The sequence below is a fragment of the Paenibacillus sp. FSL H3-0302 genome (assembly GCF_037982245.1).
In the GTDB taxonomy this organism is placed as follows: Bacteria; Bacillota; Bacilli; order Paenibacillales; family Paenibacillaceae; genus Paenibacillus_AQ; species Paenibacillus_AQ odorifer.
Window position 1 is genome coordinate 5,472,762 of the sequence record NZ_CP150284.1, and the last position, 16,690, is coordinate 5,489,451.

The 16,690-nt window shown below is 46.1% G+C and carries 14 protein-coding genes; 3 read left to right on the forward strand and 11 right to left on the reverse strand.

The genetic code is table 11. The features are described from left to right. Positions 1 to 96: 96 nt before the first annotated feature. Positions 97 to 921: a phosphatase PAP2 family protein gene (locus MHH50_RS24405; RefSeq protein WP_076130400.1), complete on the forward strand. Its 825-nt coding sequence runs from the start codon at positions 97 to 99 to the stop codon at positions 919 to 921. A gap of 95 nt (positions 922 to 1,016) precedes the next feature. Here MHH50_RS24405 and yajC read toward each other — a convergent pair whose 3' ends face one another. The 11 genes from yajC to MHH50_RS24460 all read right to left on the reverse strand — a co-directional run bounded on the left by yajC (position 1,017) and on the right by MHH50_RS24460 (position 13,802). Further along, positions 1,017 to 1,337, reverse strand: a complete 321-nt coding sequence (gene yajC, locus MHH50_RS24410; RefSeq protein WP_036677664.1) for a preprotein translocase subunit YajC — start codon at positions 1,335 to 1,337, stop codon at positions 1,017 to 1,019. Positions 1,338 to 1,387: 50 nt separating this feature from the next. Continuing rightward, on the reverse strand, positions 1,388 to 2,524 hold the full coding sequence (gene tgt / locus MHH50_RS24415; RefSeq protein ID WP_036677666.1) for a tRNA guanosine(34) transglycosylase Tgt: 1,137 nt from the start codon (positions 2,522 to 2,524) through the stop codon (positions 1,388 to 1,390). A gap of 21 nt (positions 2,525 to 2,545) precedes the next feature. After that, positions 2,546 to 3,574 carry a tRNA preQ1(34) S-adenosylmethionine ribosyltransferase-isomerase QueA gene (gene queA / locus MHH50_RS24420; protein ID WP_076130401.1) on the reverse strand — a complete coding sequence of 343 codons (1,029 nt, stop codon included), beginning with the start codon at positions 3,572 to 3,574 and terminating at the stop codon, positions 2,546 to 2,548. Positions 3,575 to 3,583: 9 nt separating this feature from the next. Next, positions 3,584 to 5,683, reverse strand: a complete 2,100-nt coding sequence (locus tag MHH50_RS24425) for a SpoIID/LytB domain-containing protein (protein WP_076147855.1) — start codon at positions 5,681 to 5,683, stop codon at positions 3,584 to 3,586. Positions 5,684 to 5,715: 32 nt separating this feature from the next. After that, positions 5,716 to 6,723, reverse strand: a complete 1,008-nt coding sequence (ruvB, locus tag MHH50_RS24430) for a Holliday junction branch migration DNA helicase RuvB (RefSeq protein WP_036677672.1) — start codon at positions 6,721 to 6,723, stop codon at positions 5,716 to 5,718. A 36-nt stretch (positions 6,724 to 6,759) separates the two neighbouring features. Next, positions 6,760 to 7,377 (reverse strand): Holliday junction branch migration protein RuvA, encoded by a 618-nt coding sequence (gene ruvA, locus MHH50_RS24435; RefSeq protein ID WP_036677675.1) that lies wholly within the window; start codon positions 7,375 to 7,377, stop codon positions 6,760 to 6,762. Beyond that, on the reverse strand, positions 7,374 to 7,877 hold the full coding sequence (gene ruvC, locus MHH50_RS24440) for a crossover junction endodeoxyribonuclease RuvC (protein ID WP_036677679.1): 504 nt from the start codon (positions 7,875 to 7,877) through the stop codon (positions 7,374 to 7,376). The genes ruvA and ruvC overlap by 4 nt, the downstream gene beginning before the upstream one ends. Positions 7,878 to 8,122: 245 nt before the next feature. Then, positions 8,123 to 8,848, reverse strand: coding sequence for a BofC C-terminal domain-containing protein (locus tag MHH50_RS24445; RefSeq protein ID WP_076130403.1), 726 nt, complete (start codon positions 8,846 to 8,848; stop codon positions 8,123 to 8,125). A 666-nt stretch (positions 8,849 to 9,514) separates the two neighbouring features. Continuing rightward, on the reverse strand, positions 9,515 to 11,641 hold the full coding sequence (locus MHH50_RS24450; protein ID WP_248549478.1) for a CocE/NonD family hydrolase: 2,127 nt from the start codon (positions 11,639 to 11,641) through the stop codon (positions 9,515 to 9,517). A gap of 11 nt (positions 11,642 to 11,652) precedes the next feature. After that, complete coding sequence (locus tag MHH50_RS24455; protein ID WP_076278864.1) at positions 11,653 to 12,813, reverse strand: membrane dipeptidase; 1,161 nt, start codon at positions 12,811 to 12,813, stop codon at positions 11,653 to 11,655. 14 nt (positions 12,814 to 12,827) lie between these two features. Further along, the gene (locus tag MHH50_RS24460) at positions 12,828 to 13,802 is read right to left on the reverse strand and encodes an ornithine cyclodeaminase family protein (RefSeq protein WP_340033539.1); all 975 of its coding nucleotides are present in this window, start codon (positions 13,800 to 13,802) and stop codon (positions 12,828 to 12,830) included. 182 nt (positions 13,803 to 13,984) lie between these two features. On the opposite strand from MHH50_RS24460, the gene MHH50_RS24465 reads away from it, so the two are divergent. Further along, a complete protein-coding gene (locus MHH50_RS24465; protein WP_340033541.1) occupies positions 13,985 to 14,920 on the forward strand; it encodes an aldo/keto reductase in 936 nt (311 codons plus the stop codon). Between the two features lie 520 nt (positions 14,921 to 15,440). Beyond that, positions 15,441 to 16,631: an enoyl-ACP reductase FabV gene (gene fabV, locus MHH50_RS24470; protein WP_340011102.1), complete on the forward strand. Its 1,191-nt coding sequence runs from the start codon at positions 15,441 to 15,443 to the stop codon at positions 16,629 to 16,631. The last annotated feature ends 59 nt before the right edge of the window (positions 16,632 to 16,690 follow it).

The window sequence follows — 16,690 nt, forward strand, 5'->3', positions numbered from 1 at the left end:
TTAAATTCGAAACATTCCTTGAAAATATGTTAAACTGTGATCATCTGACTTCATTAAGAGATCAAGGAGGCTTCGATTGCTTTGTTTTACCAATCAATGAACCATATTGTTTTGTACACAGTTGCATTAGTAGTGATATTAGTATGGATTGGCGCTAAACGTAATCCACTCATGGCATTGGTTGAAATTGGGAAAGAGATGCTGCGATCCTATAAGTTTTTGTTGCTGATTGCAGGAATGTTTGGCGTATTAGCCATAAATAAATATGAACTGCAAATTGAACAAAAAATGCATCTTACCTCTGATTATACGCCGTTTATATTTGGTCTAGAGGGTCATTTTGTCCAAGCCGTTCAGGATATATTCTACAGTCCATGGTTAACACCGATCATCGTCTTTTTCTACATTTTCATGCTTCAGTCTGTTCTAGCAGCATCATTAGGGGTCTATCTGTTAGATAAAAACCGGGTGATGTTATATGCCACCTGCTATGCTATTATTATCAACTATGCCTTGGCGATTCCATTCTATCTTTACTTCCCGGTAAACGAGGTTTGGTCCTATCTGCCAGCGGGCGTCAAATTTACTATGCTGGATGTATTTCCGAAATTCGAACAGGAATATAGACCGCTATCCGGTCTCAATAACTGCTTCCCGAGTCTACATACGTCCATATCTGTTACAATGGCACTTCTGGCCTTCCGTTCAGGGAACCGCCGCTGGATGGCCATCACTAGTATTTCTGCAGTTGTAATCGTCTTTGGAATTTTCTATCTGGGCATTCATTGGCTTACAGATATGATTGGTGGAACCTTGCTAGCTGTACTAGCCTCTACAGTTGGCGTTCAACTCGCCAAATTAACTTTGCGGGGACGTGAAGAGTCGCTTACCGTTCCGAGCCGCGTAACAAATGTACGTTAAAGTTAAACTGCTAAATCTTAATAACCTTAAAGATCAAAAAAGCGGTGTCCTCTCCAATGAGAAGACACCGCTTTTTATGTACTTAAATAACAAGTCTATACTTTCTCTTCGACATCCGTCGCCACAGCGTGGCTGATGGAACCGCGATCAAAAGTCAGCTTAGTTACATCGTTGACCCGCAGAACCACGATATCATCGGAAATCTCCATGATCGTACCGTGAAGTCCTCCAATAGTAACGATTTTATCGCCCTTTTTCAGAGCTTTCAACATTGCGTTACGAGTTTTGGTCTTCTTTTGTTGCGGACGAATCAGCAAGAAGTAGAATACTACAAACATAAGGACAAAGGGACCTACCAGGCCTAGTATACTACCTCCACCACCTGCGCCAGTTGCATATTGAAACGATTGAATCATATTTCTCCCCCCTTTCAAAGTACATTAAAGCATGACTCTTAAATCAAACCCTAAAAGCCTTTAAGATTATCATATAATCCGTATTTGGCAAAAAACTCATCGCGAAAATCAAGCAGCCGATCTTCTTTGATGGCTTCACGCACTTTACGCATTAAATCCAACAAGAAGTGCAAATTGTGGTATGTCGTCAATCGAAGTCCGAAGGTTTCATCGGCTTTGATTAGATGGCGCAAATAAGCGCGGGAATAATTCCGGCATGTATAGCAATTACACTCCGGATCAAGCGGCCCAAAATCACGGGCATACTTAGCGTTGCGTACAACGAGTCTTCCCTGACTGGTCATCGTTGTTCCATTACGGGCAATACGAGTAGGCAAGACACAATCGAACATGTCTACTCCTCGGATTGATCCTTCCAGCAGCGCATCCGGTGAACCCACGCCCATCAAATAGCGAGGTTTGCCTTGTGGCAGCAGGGGAACTGTATAATCCAGCACTTCATACATTAGCTGCTTGGACTCTCCGACGCTGAGCCCCCCAATAGCATACCCCGGGAAATCCATGGAAGTCAAATCAGCCGCGCTCTGACGGCGCAGATCTTCATACATGCCCCCTTGCACGATAGCAAAAAGACCCTGATCGTTAGGACGAGCATGACTTTTCAGGCAACGTTCTGCCCAGCGCGTGGTGCGCTCCAGTGATTTTTTCACATAATCATATTCGGCCGGGAATGGAGGACATTCATCAAATGCCATCATTATATCTGAACCCAGAGAGTTCTGAACCTCCATCGCTACTTCCGGAGACAGGAATTTCTTATCCCCATTTAAATGGGAACGGAAATGAACTCCTTCTTCCGTAATCTTGCGCATGTCGCTTAACGAGAATACTTGAAACCCGCCGCTGTCTGTCAGAATCGGGCGATCCCAGTTCATGAACTTGTGCAGTCCACCAGCTTCACGAACAATATCATGGCCTGGTCTTAGAAACAGATGGTAAGTATTGCTCAAAATAATATGGGCATCCATCTCTTTCAGCTCTTCAGGACTCATAGTCTTGACTGTAGCTTGTGTGCCGACTGGCATAAATGCTGGTGTCTCAATCACACCATGTGGAGTGTGGACTCTTCCAAGTCTGGCTCCGGATTGTTTGCACGTTTTGATGTGCTCATAAGTAATTGCTGCCATAAGTTAACCCATCCTCTTACCTTAATAAATAAACATTGCATCTCCAAAGCTAAAGAATCGGTACTTCTGCTCTATCGCTTCTTCATAAGCAGCTAGAATATGTTCCCGACCTGCCAAAGCGCTAACCAACATAACCAAAGTAGACTTTGGCAGGTGGAAATTGGTAATTAGCGCATTTACTACACTGAACTTATACCCTGGATAGATAAAAATATCCGTCCAGCCGCTGCATTCCACAAGCGGACCACCTTCACATTGTCTTCCGACCGTTTCAAGTGTCCGACAAGACGTTGTACCAACTGCAATAATACGGCCGCCTCGTGCCTTAGTAGCATTTATGGTATCTGCCGTTTCTTGAGACATTACGAAATACTCAGAATGCATAACATGCTCTTCAACCTTCTCTACAGACATCGGACGAAAAGTACCGAGACCTACATGAAGGGTGATATAAGCGATATTTACACCCTTAGCCTCAATCTGTTTCAGCAATTCTTGGGTAAAATGAAGCCCTGCGGTAGGCGCAGCGGCCGATCCCTCATGCCGAGCATACACAGTCTGATATCGTTCACGATCATCCAGTGTTTCCTTAATATAAGGTGGCAACGGCATCGTTCCCAGCCTGTCCAGAATTTCCTGAAAAATACCCTGATATATGAAACGAAGCGTACGGCCACCCATATCAGCTTCATCCTCGATAACGGCACGAAGCTCATCACTAAAGATGATCACCGCGCCTGTCTTGAGCTTTTTCCCTGGCTTTACAAGTGCTTCCCAGCGATCATCCCCAAGATTCTTCAGGAGAAGCACTTCCGCCTTAGCACCAGTATCTTCTTTCACTCCAAACAATCTCGCTGGAATGACTCTCGTATCATTTAGAACAAGCGTGTCTCCGGGATTAAAATAATCAATAATATCGGTAAAATGCCGGTGAGCCAGCTCTCCATCCTCCTTATTCACTAGAAGCAGTCTAGAAGCACTGCGATCAGCGAGAGGTGTCTGGGCAATCAATTCTTCCGGCAAATGAAAATCATAAGCATCTACATTCATGGTCTGTCTTCATTCCTTAACTATAGTAACGTTCTTATAATAGTGTTGCAATATTTGCTTGTAATCATACCCGCTGTCCGCCATGCCTTTCACGCCCCACTGCGACATGCCTAGACCATGGCCGTTGCCTTGTCCAATGAACAGAAAGCCCGAGCTGTTAGTGATCACTCTGGCCGCAGAATCTCCGCCCATCACTACAGTTCCACTGCCATTCACATTAACCTTCCCCGATGCGGAAAGCACGCCAGCACTCTGCGAGCTGCTAATTGTGGCGGTAGCGCCGTCAGCGCCTAATACAGTATAACTTCCGGGTGCCACAATATCAAACAATGTACTAGGTAATCCATTAAACGCGGAGCGGAACATATCAGGATATTTCACATTCAGAGCCTGACCATTAGCTTTCACCTGAATCGCTCTTCCAGAAGGACCGCGCTGGGTGACCTGCAGGTTAGAGATGCTGGAAGGGAGCGTGCTTGTTGTTTTACCCTGCAGGCTTTTTAGAAGTTCAGCAGAGGTATACGGCCCTTTGATCCAGCTATAGCTGCCAGACTCATATACTTTATCCAGAGCCACAGCGTTCTCACCCGGATTCAGCTTTCCGACTGCACTAACACTGCTCTCAATAACTGGCAGAGGACGTATATTCACATCTTTGGTTGTAGCGGTAACTATATCGAGTCCGGCAGCGGTTTTGCTGCCCGTCAATTTAATATTATCTTCACGTGCATAACCAGAGGTACCATTCGCAAGCAGAACATAATACCACTTCTTAGCAGCAGCTGCCGAAACATCTTCAACGCTTGGAACACTAGCAAATACATCGCCACCATTCGCCCAAACCTCTGAAGGGTCAGCTGTCATACCTCCACTATTGGAAGAAAATACAGCCTCAACAACTTTACCACCACTCATCAGCACTTCACCAGCAGTAGTATCTACAGCTTTGATAATGGAGGGAGCTTCAGACCCGATTCCGTTATATACCTGACTAAGAGTGGTATCTACTACATTCGCTACATCAAAACGGTTGCCTTGGGACAGCGCATAGCTGCGGGCGGCGACAGCCTGAGCTTTTAGCGCTTCTTCTGGCCAGCTGGAGGAAACCTCTCCTCCAACTACGGCATACAAATATTGCTCCAGCGGCACTACATTAATTACAGCCAGCGATCCGCTCAAATTGCTCAGTTCCAAATTTCCGCGATATGTACGCTTGGATCTTTCCACTAACTGAATCCCAGCCTCGCTGCCTGCAGCAAGAAATTTAGCATTGCTTCCAGAAACCAGATAATGATCGGCTTGAGTTTCACTGCTAAAATCCAGTCCGGCATCCTTACGCAGTATTAATCCGGGCGAGGTCGCCACCGAAACCGTAAATTGTGGTGCCGCCGTAGACACAGCGGCTTGAACAGCTGTTAAATCACTATCGTTGGCAGCTTCGCCTACCCATACCTCTACTTGTGCACTGCCATCGTTTCCTGCCAGAAACACCTTCCAAGCATCCAAACCAGCTGCAGTGAGGCTATTAAGCGCCACATCTGCTTCCTGCTCCGAAGAATAGCGGCCAGCTGATAAATGTTTATTACCTTTCACCGCTGGGGTTTGGTCAGCAGGAATACTCAACCCTGCTTTGACTACACGGGTAAGCCCATCCTTGGCAGCTGCTTCACTAGCATAGACGCCCGTGTACAACTGATACACAGTCGCTCCATTTCTGGAGATTGCAAAAATCTGCGGTTTATCGGAGGTGGATTGGAGCTTTTTAGCTGCATCCGCTGCTGTCTGCCAGCTTGAAACCTCCATCACCTTAACTCTATATCCGTCCAGACTTATACGAATTTGCTTCTGTGCTGGGACAGATACCAAAGGAGCACTTCCTGCTTGATCCGACAGCAAAGTAAAGCTTTGCGTTGATTGCAGTGTTACTACTGGCACAGTTGATTTATATTTACTTCCAATATCAGCATAAAGAGCAACTCGTATCGTGCTATTAGAATCGGCATGACTGGCACCCGCAGGGATCAGGAAACTTCCTACAGCAAGCGCAGCCGCAAGCAATCCTTTGCTTAGCGGGGCGACCCCTCTCCATTTCCTCTTCGTATGCTTCATCCAGCATCCTCCTTTATAATTGTAGTGACGAACTAGTGCTGCTCCGGAGGGAGCGGAAGCCCTAAATGATGATAAGCGGCCGGGGTTACAATTCTTCCACGCGGACTCCGCTGCAAGAACCCTATCTGTAGCAGGTACGGCTCATATACGTCCTCAATCGTCTGACTTTCCTCACCAATCGTAGCTGCAATCGTATCCAGTCCTACAGGACCGCCGCGAAAGCTTGAAATCATAGCACTTAACATCTTGTGGTCAATACTGTCCAGACCACGCGGGTCCACCTGAAGCATCTTCAATGCTTCCCCAGAAATTTCAGGAGTTATAATTCCATCTCCGCGCACTTGAGCAAAATCACGGACCCGCTTCAATAAGCGGTTAGCAATCCGCGGTGTGCCCCGCGAACGAAGCGCGATCTCTTCTGCTGCATCGCCAACAATCTCAATGCCTAAAAGATCCGCATTTCGAGAAACAATGTAACTCAGCTCATCTATGTTATAGAATTCCAGGCGACTGACCACTCCGAAACGATCACGCAGTGGCGCAGACAGTAGTCCTGCCCGGGTTGTGGCACCTATCAGTGTGAACGGCGGCAAATCCAATCGTACCGAACGGGCACTTGGCCCTTTGCCGATCATGATATCCAGCGCGAAATCCTCCATCGCAGGATACATAACCTCCTCGACCGTGCGGTGCAAACGGTGAATCTCATCAATGAAAAGCACGTCGCCTTCCTGCAGATTCGTCAGCAGAGCGGCAAGATCGCCTGGACGCTCTATCGCAGGGCCGGAAGTTGTTCGCAGGTTCACACCCAGCTCATTGGCGATAATATTAGCGAGCGTTGTTTTGCCCAGACCCGGAGGTCCGTACAGCAGCACATGATCCAGCGCTTCGCTTCTCATTTTGGCCGCTTCTATATATACTTTCAGGTTTTCTTTCACCTGAGTCTGGCCGATATATTCTCCCAGATAACGAGGACGCAAGCTTAGTTCTACCGCCTGCTCATCCATCATCAAATTCGCGGATATAATCCGGTCATCCATTTCCTATCGCTCCCTTTCTTTAGGATGTGTACGGCTTTACTTAGCTATATATAGCAGCCCTAGTGCTTTCTTCATCAGCACATCTACAGTTCCTGTCTCTGCTCCCTCTTTCTTCAACGCGAGCCACACGCGGTCCAATTCGCTTTCGGTATAACCCAGCCCCTTAAGCGCATCCCGCGCCTCTTGCCATGCCAATCCATCCGTTGCTTCCTCCGTTGGCACTGCAAACAATCCCGTTTGCATTGAAGCCATACTGAGTCCGTCCAGCTTGTCCTTCAAATCAAGGATCATACGCTGTGCCGTCTTTTTGCCAATGCCCGGTAATTTCGTTAAGAACGTTATATTCTCTTGATAAATCGCTGAAATCAACTGATCCGGTGTTCCACCTGTCAGGATTCCAAGCGCAACCCTAGGACCGATGCCAGATACCTCTATCAGCTTGCGGAACAATTTTTGTTCCTCACGAGTCGGGAACCCAAATAATAGCGTAGCGTCCTCACGTGTTTGGTAATGAATATAGATCGTTACAGGTCCTTCTACTTTAGCAAAAGCATAAGGATTCGGGCAGAATACCCGGTATCCTACTCCCTGCACATCCAACACCACATATTCCGACTCCAAATGAACGACGGGTCCTCTTAAGAAATCTATCATTTTCGCAATACCTCATTTAATTTAGAATTAAGACTGCTCGAATGGGCATGGCATACCGCTACCGCCAGCGCATCCGCCACATCATCGGGTTTCGGAATCGCCGATAGCTTCAGCAGCAGCTTCACCATTTCCTGGACCTGCCGTTTCTCAGCCTTACCATAACCCACAACAGCCTGCTTTACCATCATAGGTGTATATTCCGAGACGGGGAGACCCCGCTGTACTGCAGCTAATATAGTCACACCGCGGGCCTGCGCCACTGGCAATGCTGTAGTAACGTTGCGAGCGAAAAACAGCTTTTCTATCGCCACAGCATCGGGTTTATATTTATCAATGAGCTGACCCATGCCTTCATAGACATGCAGCAGTCGTTCTTCTTCAGGCGTATGAGCCTCAGTCTGAATACAACCATATTGGACGGGGGTCAGTTTATGTCCTTCCTTATCCACAAAGCCAAAGCCGACGATCGCCAGCCCCGGATCAATTCCCAAAATACGCAAACACGATCTCTCCTCTATAACAGGCAGATTATTCCACCGTTTTCATCCATTCCTCCGCCATGAAGCGAACATATGTATTCCTTCTAACCATTATAGCAAAAATCGCCCTTGCGGGAGAAAAAAAGTTTACTGTTTGCAGCGAAATGGCAACTTTAGGCCTACAGCTAAGACTCTTCCCCGTTTCATTTCACACAAAAAAGCTGCCCTCAGCCATTAATAATGACTTTAGGACAGCTTTATCAAAGCTATTGCTTGTTCTGCATGACATGCTCAGCAGCTTCGCGGGCATAATCACTGAAGGTAGACAGCACACTGTTGTACTCTTCAATATCCTGAACACGAATACCCTCATGAAGCTCTTTCCAAATATTTTCCGGCAATGAGGATTTCAGGGAACCCATATCCATTTGAAAAAAAGTCTTCAGTACCTTCTCCTGAACTGGCGGACCTTTAAACAAGGTCAAATTCCCAAACGCATCTACACCAATGTAAGCTTCATTTTTTATCATTGTCGATAAATCATTCACTTTTTGTTCCAGCCACAAATCCCCTTCTGAACTAATCCAACCGCTCCATTCAGGGTGTTCATTGATTATAGTCTTCAGCTGCAGCGGATTCTTTACGCCCGGCAACGTCTGAATCTCTTCTCCGGACACATAGGTTGTTTTTAAATGAACGGTTCTGCTGAGCCCACTTTGGGTGATGGTTTGCAGCAGTTGTTCATTATTTAAAGTGCCCTTCTCTTTTGCCTCATCACTGTCCTCGCCTACTTTAAAGACAGCTGCGGCCAGCTCACTATCGGCACTATCCGCCCAGCTAGAATTCGTCAGCAGTCCACTGATTTCCTCAGGTACCTGCATACTGCGCCAAGCCAGTACAGTAAAAGCTATACAAGCAGCTCCTACCCAAAGCGCCTTTTTCCAACGTCTCCATCGCCGCCAAAGTTGTTTTTTTAAGCGAAACGCGTTCACGTTAATCCCTTCATTCTGGTTTTTCCCTATTGTGACCTAAGAAGGGAGCATTTATGCGCTTTTCTGTGAATAATCGACATTTCTCCAAAAATACAAGGTTGACCTTGCAGTATAGTTCAAGATTTATGGTATAACCAATAGACTATTAGTTCTTAGTGCGCTATGCCATTGGATTGGGCGATGGCGTTTGGGATGGTGGCGATGTAGGCGTTCTGCGTTTGCGTGCTGGGAGTATGTGTTCTGCGTTTGCGCGTTGTGCGGAGTGGATCTAAAACTAATTAGGGAAAAACTCCCTGAAAGTAGGAGAAATTTGCTCTAAATGAACGAAACCAGGGAATTCCTCCCTAATAAATAGGCTGTTTTCCTTATTTCCGGGGAATCAGACATAAAATTAGGGAGTTTTTCCTCAATTATATGCCTGACGACCAGAATCCTAAGAATTTCAGGGAGAAATTCCCTAATCGCTCTATAAGAGTTTTACTTTTCGCTTCAATTGAAGCATAAGCTCATTCTTCACTTTTTGTTTCACCTAGGCCGCACTCGGTGTTCACTCAGTACTCTCTCGGTACGTCACTTGAAGCATCATTTGTCATCAAATGCAGCTTCAGCTTCAAGTGTTAATTCCCTTTACCTTTGTTCAGCCCCTTCTTCGTATTAAAGTCACATTTAAGCGTTAGGAACCACCGGCAGCTTCACATGGCTCGGATACTCACGATTATGGTAAACAGTCTGCAGCACAGTAATCGCTTCTGAATCTTCATACGGATTACTGCCTGTATTTGTATTAGGGAAAGCAACGAATTTACTGGACGAAGTAATCGAGAACCGAATTCGGTGTCCCACAGCAAATCTATGGGCAATATTCGGCATGAAAATATCATATTTCTCCACCTGCCCAGGAATCAGCAGCTCAGGCGCTTCCAATCCATGACGGTATTTAGCTCTGACAATATAATTGGATAACCGGATAGAGTCCCCTTGTTCATTCACGTCACTAAGCGTAACAACCCAATCCGTATCTTTGCCAGTGCTGGCAGCATAGATAACCGCAGACAATTCTCCGGCCACAGTCAGCTCATCCGTCAGAATATCACTAGTGTAGACAAGGATATCATTGCGCAGCTCGTATTTTCGCAAATTCTCAGGCTCTCGTTCACCGCTATCATTCATAGGATCATGAGGATTATAGATATAAGTATCTTCAGGAGAATGTTCCTCAGGCGCTGCAAGCAGTTGCCCATCCCCTTGTCCTGAATTCGCTCGCCCGCCGCTGGAAAGGTAGAAGGAAGAAGTTGTGGCTTCAGCAGGTGTCCAATCCGCAGACGTTCTCCACTGATTTTCACCAACAACATAATAAGAGGCTCTAGGCTCCTGATCTATTCCATTTGGAATGCCTTTGAGGAAGCGGTCGAACCAGCGCAGCACAGAAACATCGTAATCATAGACTACAGCATCATTGCCGAAGCTCACACCTTCATAGTCTCTGGCTCTGTTAGGCCCGTGCTCCCAAGCGCCCAGACGGATTTTTCGATTAGGCACATCATGTTCTGTCAACATTCTCCATGTTTCCGATACGCCGGCGCTGTCGCCGTCATACCAGCCTGAGATAACATACATAGGCACCTGCACCTGATCACCGCGCTCGGTAAAAGTACAGTTTTTCCAGAAATCATCATACTCCGGATGCTGGCTCCACAGATCCCATGGACCTGATGTTTTGCCAATCATTTGCTGAGGGATCTCTTTAATCGGTCTTGCATCAACGGCTGCTTCCGGATTCACTGTAATGCCTCCAAAGATATCAAAATCCGTCCGAGTACCCACAGATTGAGCAAGAGTCCAAGAGAGCAATGGCCAAGAACAAAGGGTTCCCCCTTTGCGAACGGTATCAACAAATGGAGAGCCCACGTTCACTTCATCCACAACCGCCTTCAGATTCGGGTGCCCACTGGTGGCCGCCGCCACAACAACAAAACCTAGATAGGATGCGCCCCACATGCCGACGTTGCCATCCGACCATTCCTGAGCAATAATCCAGTCAATCGTATCATAACCGTCATCCCGTTCATTATAAAAAGGAATCAGTTCGCCTTCCGAATCTGCCCGACCTCTAACATCCTGCGATACTACTGCATAACCTTTATTGGCCCATCTCATAAAAATCTCTTTTTTTCCGTTGCGGTCATAACATGTTCTTACGAGAATTGTCGGCAGCTTAGTTCCCGGCTTAATGCCCTCTGGTAAAAAAACATCTGTCGCCAACTTCACCCCATCGCGCATCGGAATCAGATCAGTACCCAAATCGTTCACACCATATTCTGCCTTGGATAGAAGAGGATCGTCGTAGACCACTAACGGAGTCAGCTTCTCATAACCTGCTTTAACCATAAGCTCAATACCATACCGATTCGGCGTTAAAAAAGCGATAATTTCCCCGTCCAAAGTCACAATGTCCAGAGCCGTCTCTTTGCGCAGCGCCCATACTTGTGAGGTCAGTTCGCGGCCTTCAATCTGCGCCTGATACTGGATATGCTTTTGATAGATATCGCCATTACTCAGCACTACCTCGTCTTCTGCCCATTCTGCATTAGCATAAGCATCCAAATGTTTATGGATTTTTTGAAGCGGGAGTACGGTCTTGAACTGTCCATCCAGCACATTGTCCTGCATTTGCGTTCTTCTACGCGGATCGACCTTAGCTAGCATGATCTGTTGCTCTGTAAAATGAATTTTGCCTGTATAAACACCAGAAAAGTAGACGTTAAATGTAGATGTGTGTAAGTAGGTTGTCATCTGTTTATCCCCTATCCGCAAATTTCTTCAAATACGCGCAGCCAGTTGCCGCCCATGATCTTAGCAATATCTGCATCCGCATAACCGCGGGCAACCAAACCTCTAGTAAAGTTAATAAAATAACTATATTTCTCAAGTCCAGCAACGGTTTCTGTAGAAGGTCCGTCTCCTTTGGCGAATCCAAGCTTGGGTGCGATATGTTCTTTAAAATAAACCAATGACCAGAGCACATCGCTCATCGGCCAATCCGTTCCAATTCCGACATGATCCACGCCTACAAGCCGGATTACATATTCGATATGATCCAGCACATGGTCAATAGTTGTATGTTTAGGATCTTCATGAACAAACCAAGGCATAGCAAAAATACCAATAACTCCACCCGTCTTGGCTATCGCGATAATCTCCTCATCACTTTTACAGCGCATATGCGGATAGATCGCCTCTACACCCGTATGTGAAGCAATCACCGGAGTTGTGGAATAAGCGCAGGCATCTAACGTAGTCTGTTTCCCGCAATGCCCCGTATCTACAATGATCCCCAGCTTGTTCAAGCGTGCAATGAATCTTTTTCCGAAATTAGTGACCCCGGCGTTTGATTGTTCTGCACAACCCGCCCCAATCTGGTTCTGATTGTTGTAGGTCAATTGTATAATTCTTAATCCGAAGTTATAAAGTACATCTAATTGATCGAGATTCGTGCCCAGACCATCCGTTTCTTGTGCTGTGATAATGCCCGCTTTATAACCATTACGCTTGGCAGCACGTATGTCTTCGGCAGTTAAGGCTTTGATTAACCAATCTGCAGAATCGAATTGCAGTTGCACCTCTGCCATGCTTGTAATGATGCTGTCTAAGGATTCCAAATGAAGTTCGCGGTTCCCTGCTGTAATTCCGGACTTGTACCACTCTTCCTTATACTCAGGGATCTCTCCGCTCGCAGATAGCTTTGTGATGATTTTTGCAGGCATACTGCTGTATACCATTGGCTCATCTTTATAAGGCTCACATAATTCTTTGATTCTGTCAGAGATAGAGTCTGGAATCGCGCTTGGAGATAAGGGACCTTGAAACAGCAAATCGATAATAATGTTCTGCTCATGCAAGCGTTTAGCCCGCTCCTCCTCTTGCTCCGTCAACTTGAAATCATACAGACCTTCATAAGTGCTCATCGTGTAGTCGCTCCTTAGAATGCAATTTCAGTGCCTTTATGTAATCTAACAGCTTCATTATATATAAAATTAGCTGCTGCTAAATCCTCAATGGCCAGCCCTAATCCTTTAAAAAGAGTAATGTCAGCTGCGGACCTTCTGCCCTCGATAGTGCCACTGATCAGCTCACCAATCTCCCCGACAATATGATCTGCTGTAATTTTGCCTTCGTTCAGCGGGATTAAATAATCACCAGATTCATTCTGAGCGGATTCCAGCCGATCTACATATAACTTAGCTAATTGGACGGTCTCCGAATCCAGCTCACGGTCATTTGGTCTGCATGCGCCGACAGCATTGATATGTACACCCGGTTTCAGCCATTCTCCCTTGAGCACAGGTTCGGTGGATGCTGTCACGGTACAAATGATATCCGCTGCGCTGACTGCCGCTTGAACTGTCTCGGCAACAATGATCTGCACATCATATTTTTGGCTCATCTCCATTTGAAAATCCTGTGCCTTTGCGAGTGTCCTGCTCCATACTTTTACCTCACGGATGGGTCGAACCCGCAACATCGCTTCCAGATGACTTTTTGCTTGTTCCCCAGTTCCAAGAAGAGCAAGGATTTCGGCATCCCCTCTGGCCAGATATCGGGTTGCTGCTGCACTGACTGCCGCCGTACGAATGGCTGTAATCTTTTTTCCATCCACTATAGCTTTCAGAACACCCGTAGATGAATCGAATAGGGTAACAAGACCTTGATGAGAAGGCAGGCCTGAACCATGATTGCTGGGAAATACACTGATGATTTTGGCACCAGCTACCTCTTCATGCTGCAAATAACCCGGCATTAAGCCGAGCAGATTGCTCTTTTGTAAAGGAAGCACTTGTCTTAAGCTTTGTACCGCTTGTCCAGCGGAAAGAGCCTTCAAAACAGATTCCATAACGGAGATGCAAGATTCCATAGCTAACAGTTCGGCCACTTCATTTTGATTAATGACTAGCATAAGACGGACCTCCTTCTCCTCATCATGATTGCACGAACGCGAATATAAATTTTTCTTACTATCATAACTTATCCGGTTTAAATATTCATGTATAAAGCTGGAAAGCAAAATTTGTCCTGACCCGAGTTATTCTCTATACTTAATATAGTACGTATTATATTTTAAGGAGCTGACTATTGATTATGGCTAATAAAATAACTTTAGGAAAAACCAATCTGCAGGTTCTCCCGCTGGGTCTGGGTGCCAATGCTGTTGGCGGGCATAATTTATTTCCGGGTTTAAATGATGAAACCGGCAGAAATATTGTGCGCAGCGCTCTGGATCATGGGATTAATTTTATTGATTCCGCCTTTATTTATGGACCAGGAAGATCCGAGGAACTGATTGGCGAAGTGCTGAAGGAAAGAGGCGGCCGAGACAATGTGGTCATTGCTACTAAAGGCGCTCACGTGATTACCGGTGACAAGATTACACTCGACAACTCTCCAGCTTTTCTAAGACAGTCTGTAGAAGACAGCTTGAAACGCCTCCAGACCGATTATATTGATCTTTACTATATTCATTTCCCTGATGAAAGCACACCTAAGGACGAAGCTGTAGGTGAACTTAAGAAGCTGAAGGATGAAGGGAAGATTAGAGCCATCGGGGTGTCTAACTTCTCCATTGATCAGCTGAAACAAGCCAACAAAGACGGTCATGTGGATGTTCTTCAATCCCACTACAATCTGCTGCATCGTGATGCGGAACAAGATTTGCTGCCTTATACGCAGGAGCATGGCATTTCTTTCGTGCCCTATTTCCCACTTGCGTCGGGCCTGCTGGGCGGCAAATATAAGCAAGGCGATACATTCAGCGACATTAGAAAAAATGACCCGCTATTTCAAGGGGAGACCTTTGCCAAGAATCTGGAGAAGGTGGACAAGGTTCGTCAGATTGCCAATGCTAAAGGTGTCGAAGTCGCACATGTCGTACTTGCCTGGTATTTGACCGTACCTTCCATCGATGCGCTTATTCCGGGCGCCAAACGTCCTGAGCAGATCGTTTCCAACTTAGAGACGCTGAAGGTGCGGCTGACACCAGAAGAGATCAAAACTATAGATTCCATATTTAAGGCGTAATCTAGCCTCATTAGATTAAGGGGTTGTCCCATGGCCACGAAATGGCTGCTGGGGCAGCCCCTTTTGTGCTTGGGTTCATCGGATGATTCGGGTTAGATAGTTCGATTGCCACGATTCGTAAGATTCGTCATTCGTTCGTTTTATTTCCTTCGTACGTTCGGTCGACCTATCACAGCTCCCCGCACAATGCCCCTATCGGACACAGTTGACCCTTAACGCAGCATTATTGCACATTTGGAATTCCAACGGACCTCATAGCCTCTATTGGCACAAAATACACCTAATATGAACCTTTTTCTAAGCAATAACGTCTCTGGGGTCCGAAACCCTGCTGAAAAGGCGATAAATTTGCATATAACGTCATCTGGGTCCGTAAGCGGCAGCGGATGGCAGTCGATCGTAGTGGAGAGCAGTCATTCTTCTCCAATATCCTAAATTCTTTGTATTAGTAAATATTGTTTGCTATACTTTCTCTGAAGTAACATTGGACTTTAATTTTTATAAAAAGGGGAATTCCTTGATGATTATTCAACCTAAAACTCGCGGATTTATATGTACAACAGCCCATCCAGAGGGATGCGCCAAACAAATACAACAACAAATTGAATATGTAAAAGCACAAAAGAAAATTGAGGGACCTGCTAATGTACTAGTCATTGGCGCTTCTACCGGATACGGACTAGCTTCCAGAATTTCAGCCGCTTTCGGTGCTGGCGCCAACACTATTGGTGTTTTCTTTGATAAAGCTGCTGAAGGTCAACGTACAGCTTCTGCTGGCTGGTACAACTCCGCAGCTTTTGAACAACAAGCAGCGCAGCTTGGACTTAAATCTCACAGCATAGTTGGCGATGCCTTCTCCGATGCTATCAAAGAGAAGACCATTGAATTGATTAAAGCTGAATATGGCACAGTTGATTTAGTTGTCTATAGTGTCGCTTCACCACGCCGCACTCATCCGGTAACAGGAGAAACCTTCTCCTCCGTCATTAAACCGGTGGGAACCGCTTATTCAAACAAAACCTTGAACTTCCACACAGGTGAAGTTTCCATGACCACTATTGAGCCTGCTTCAGAAGAGGAAGTACGTCAGACCATCGCAGTTATGGGCGGCGAAGATTGGAGAATGTGGATCGATCAGCTTCAAGCAGCTGGCGTGCTTGCCGAGGGAGCTACAACCGTTGCTTACTCCTACATCGGGCCTGAAATCACTCACCCTATCTATCGCGACGGAACGATTGGTCAAGCCAAACATGATCTGGAACAAACAGCGGTCCAACTGAATGATCGCCTGTCCACTCAAGGTGGACGTGCTTTTGTTTCCGTGAACAAAGCTCTGGTAACCCAATCCAGCTCCGCGATTCCTGTAGTCCCTCTTTATATTTCTGCATTGTATGAAGTAATGAAGGAAAAAGGGCTGCACGAGAACTGTATTGAACAAATGTACCGTTTATTCTCTGAGCATCTTTACAGTGGGGGCGAAGCTACTGCTGACGGAGGCTGCTTGATCCGAATTGATGACTGGGAAATGCGTGAGGATGTTCAGACTGAGGTTATGAAACGTTGGGACGAGCTGACAACCGACAATGCAGGTGAGCTTGCTGATCTTGAAGGCTACCGCCAAGATTTCTTTAACCTGTTTGGTTTTAGAACAGAGGGTGTAGACTACGAAGCTGACATTGATCCTAATGTCGACATTCCAAATATGTATTAATAACTGATTTATAGACAAATGAGGTTATCTCTGAAGTAGTGAATTCTACTGATGAGATA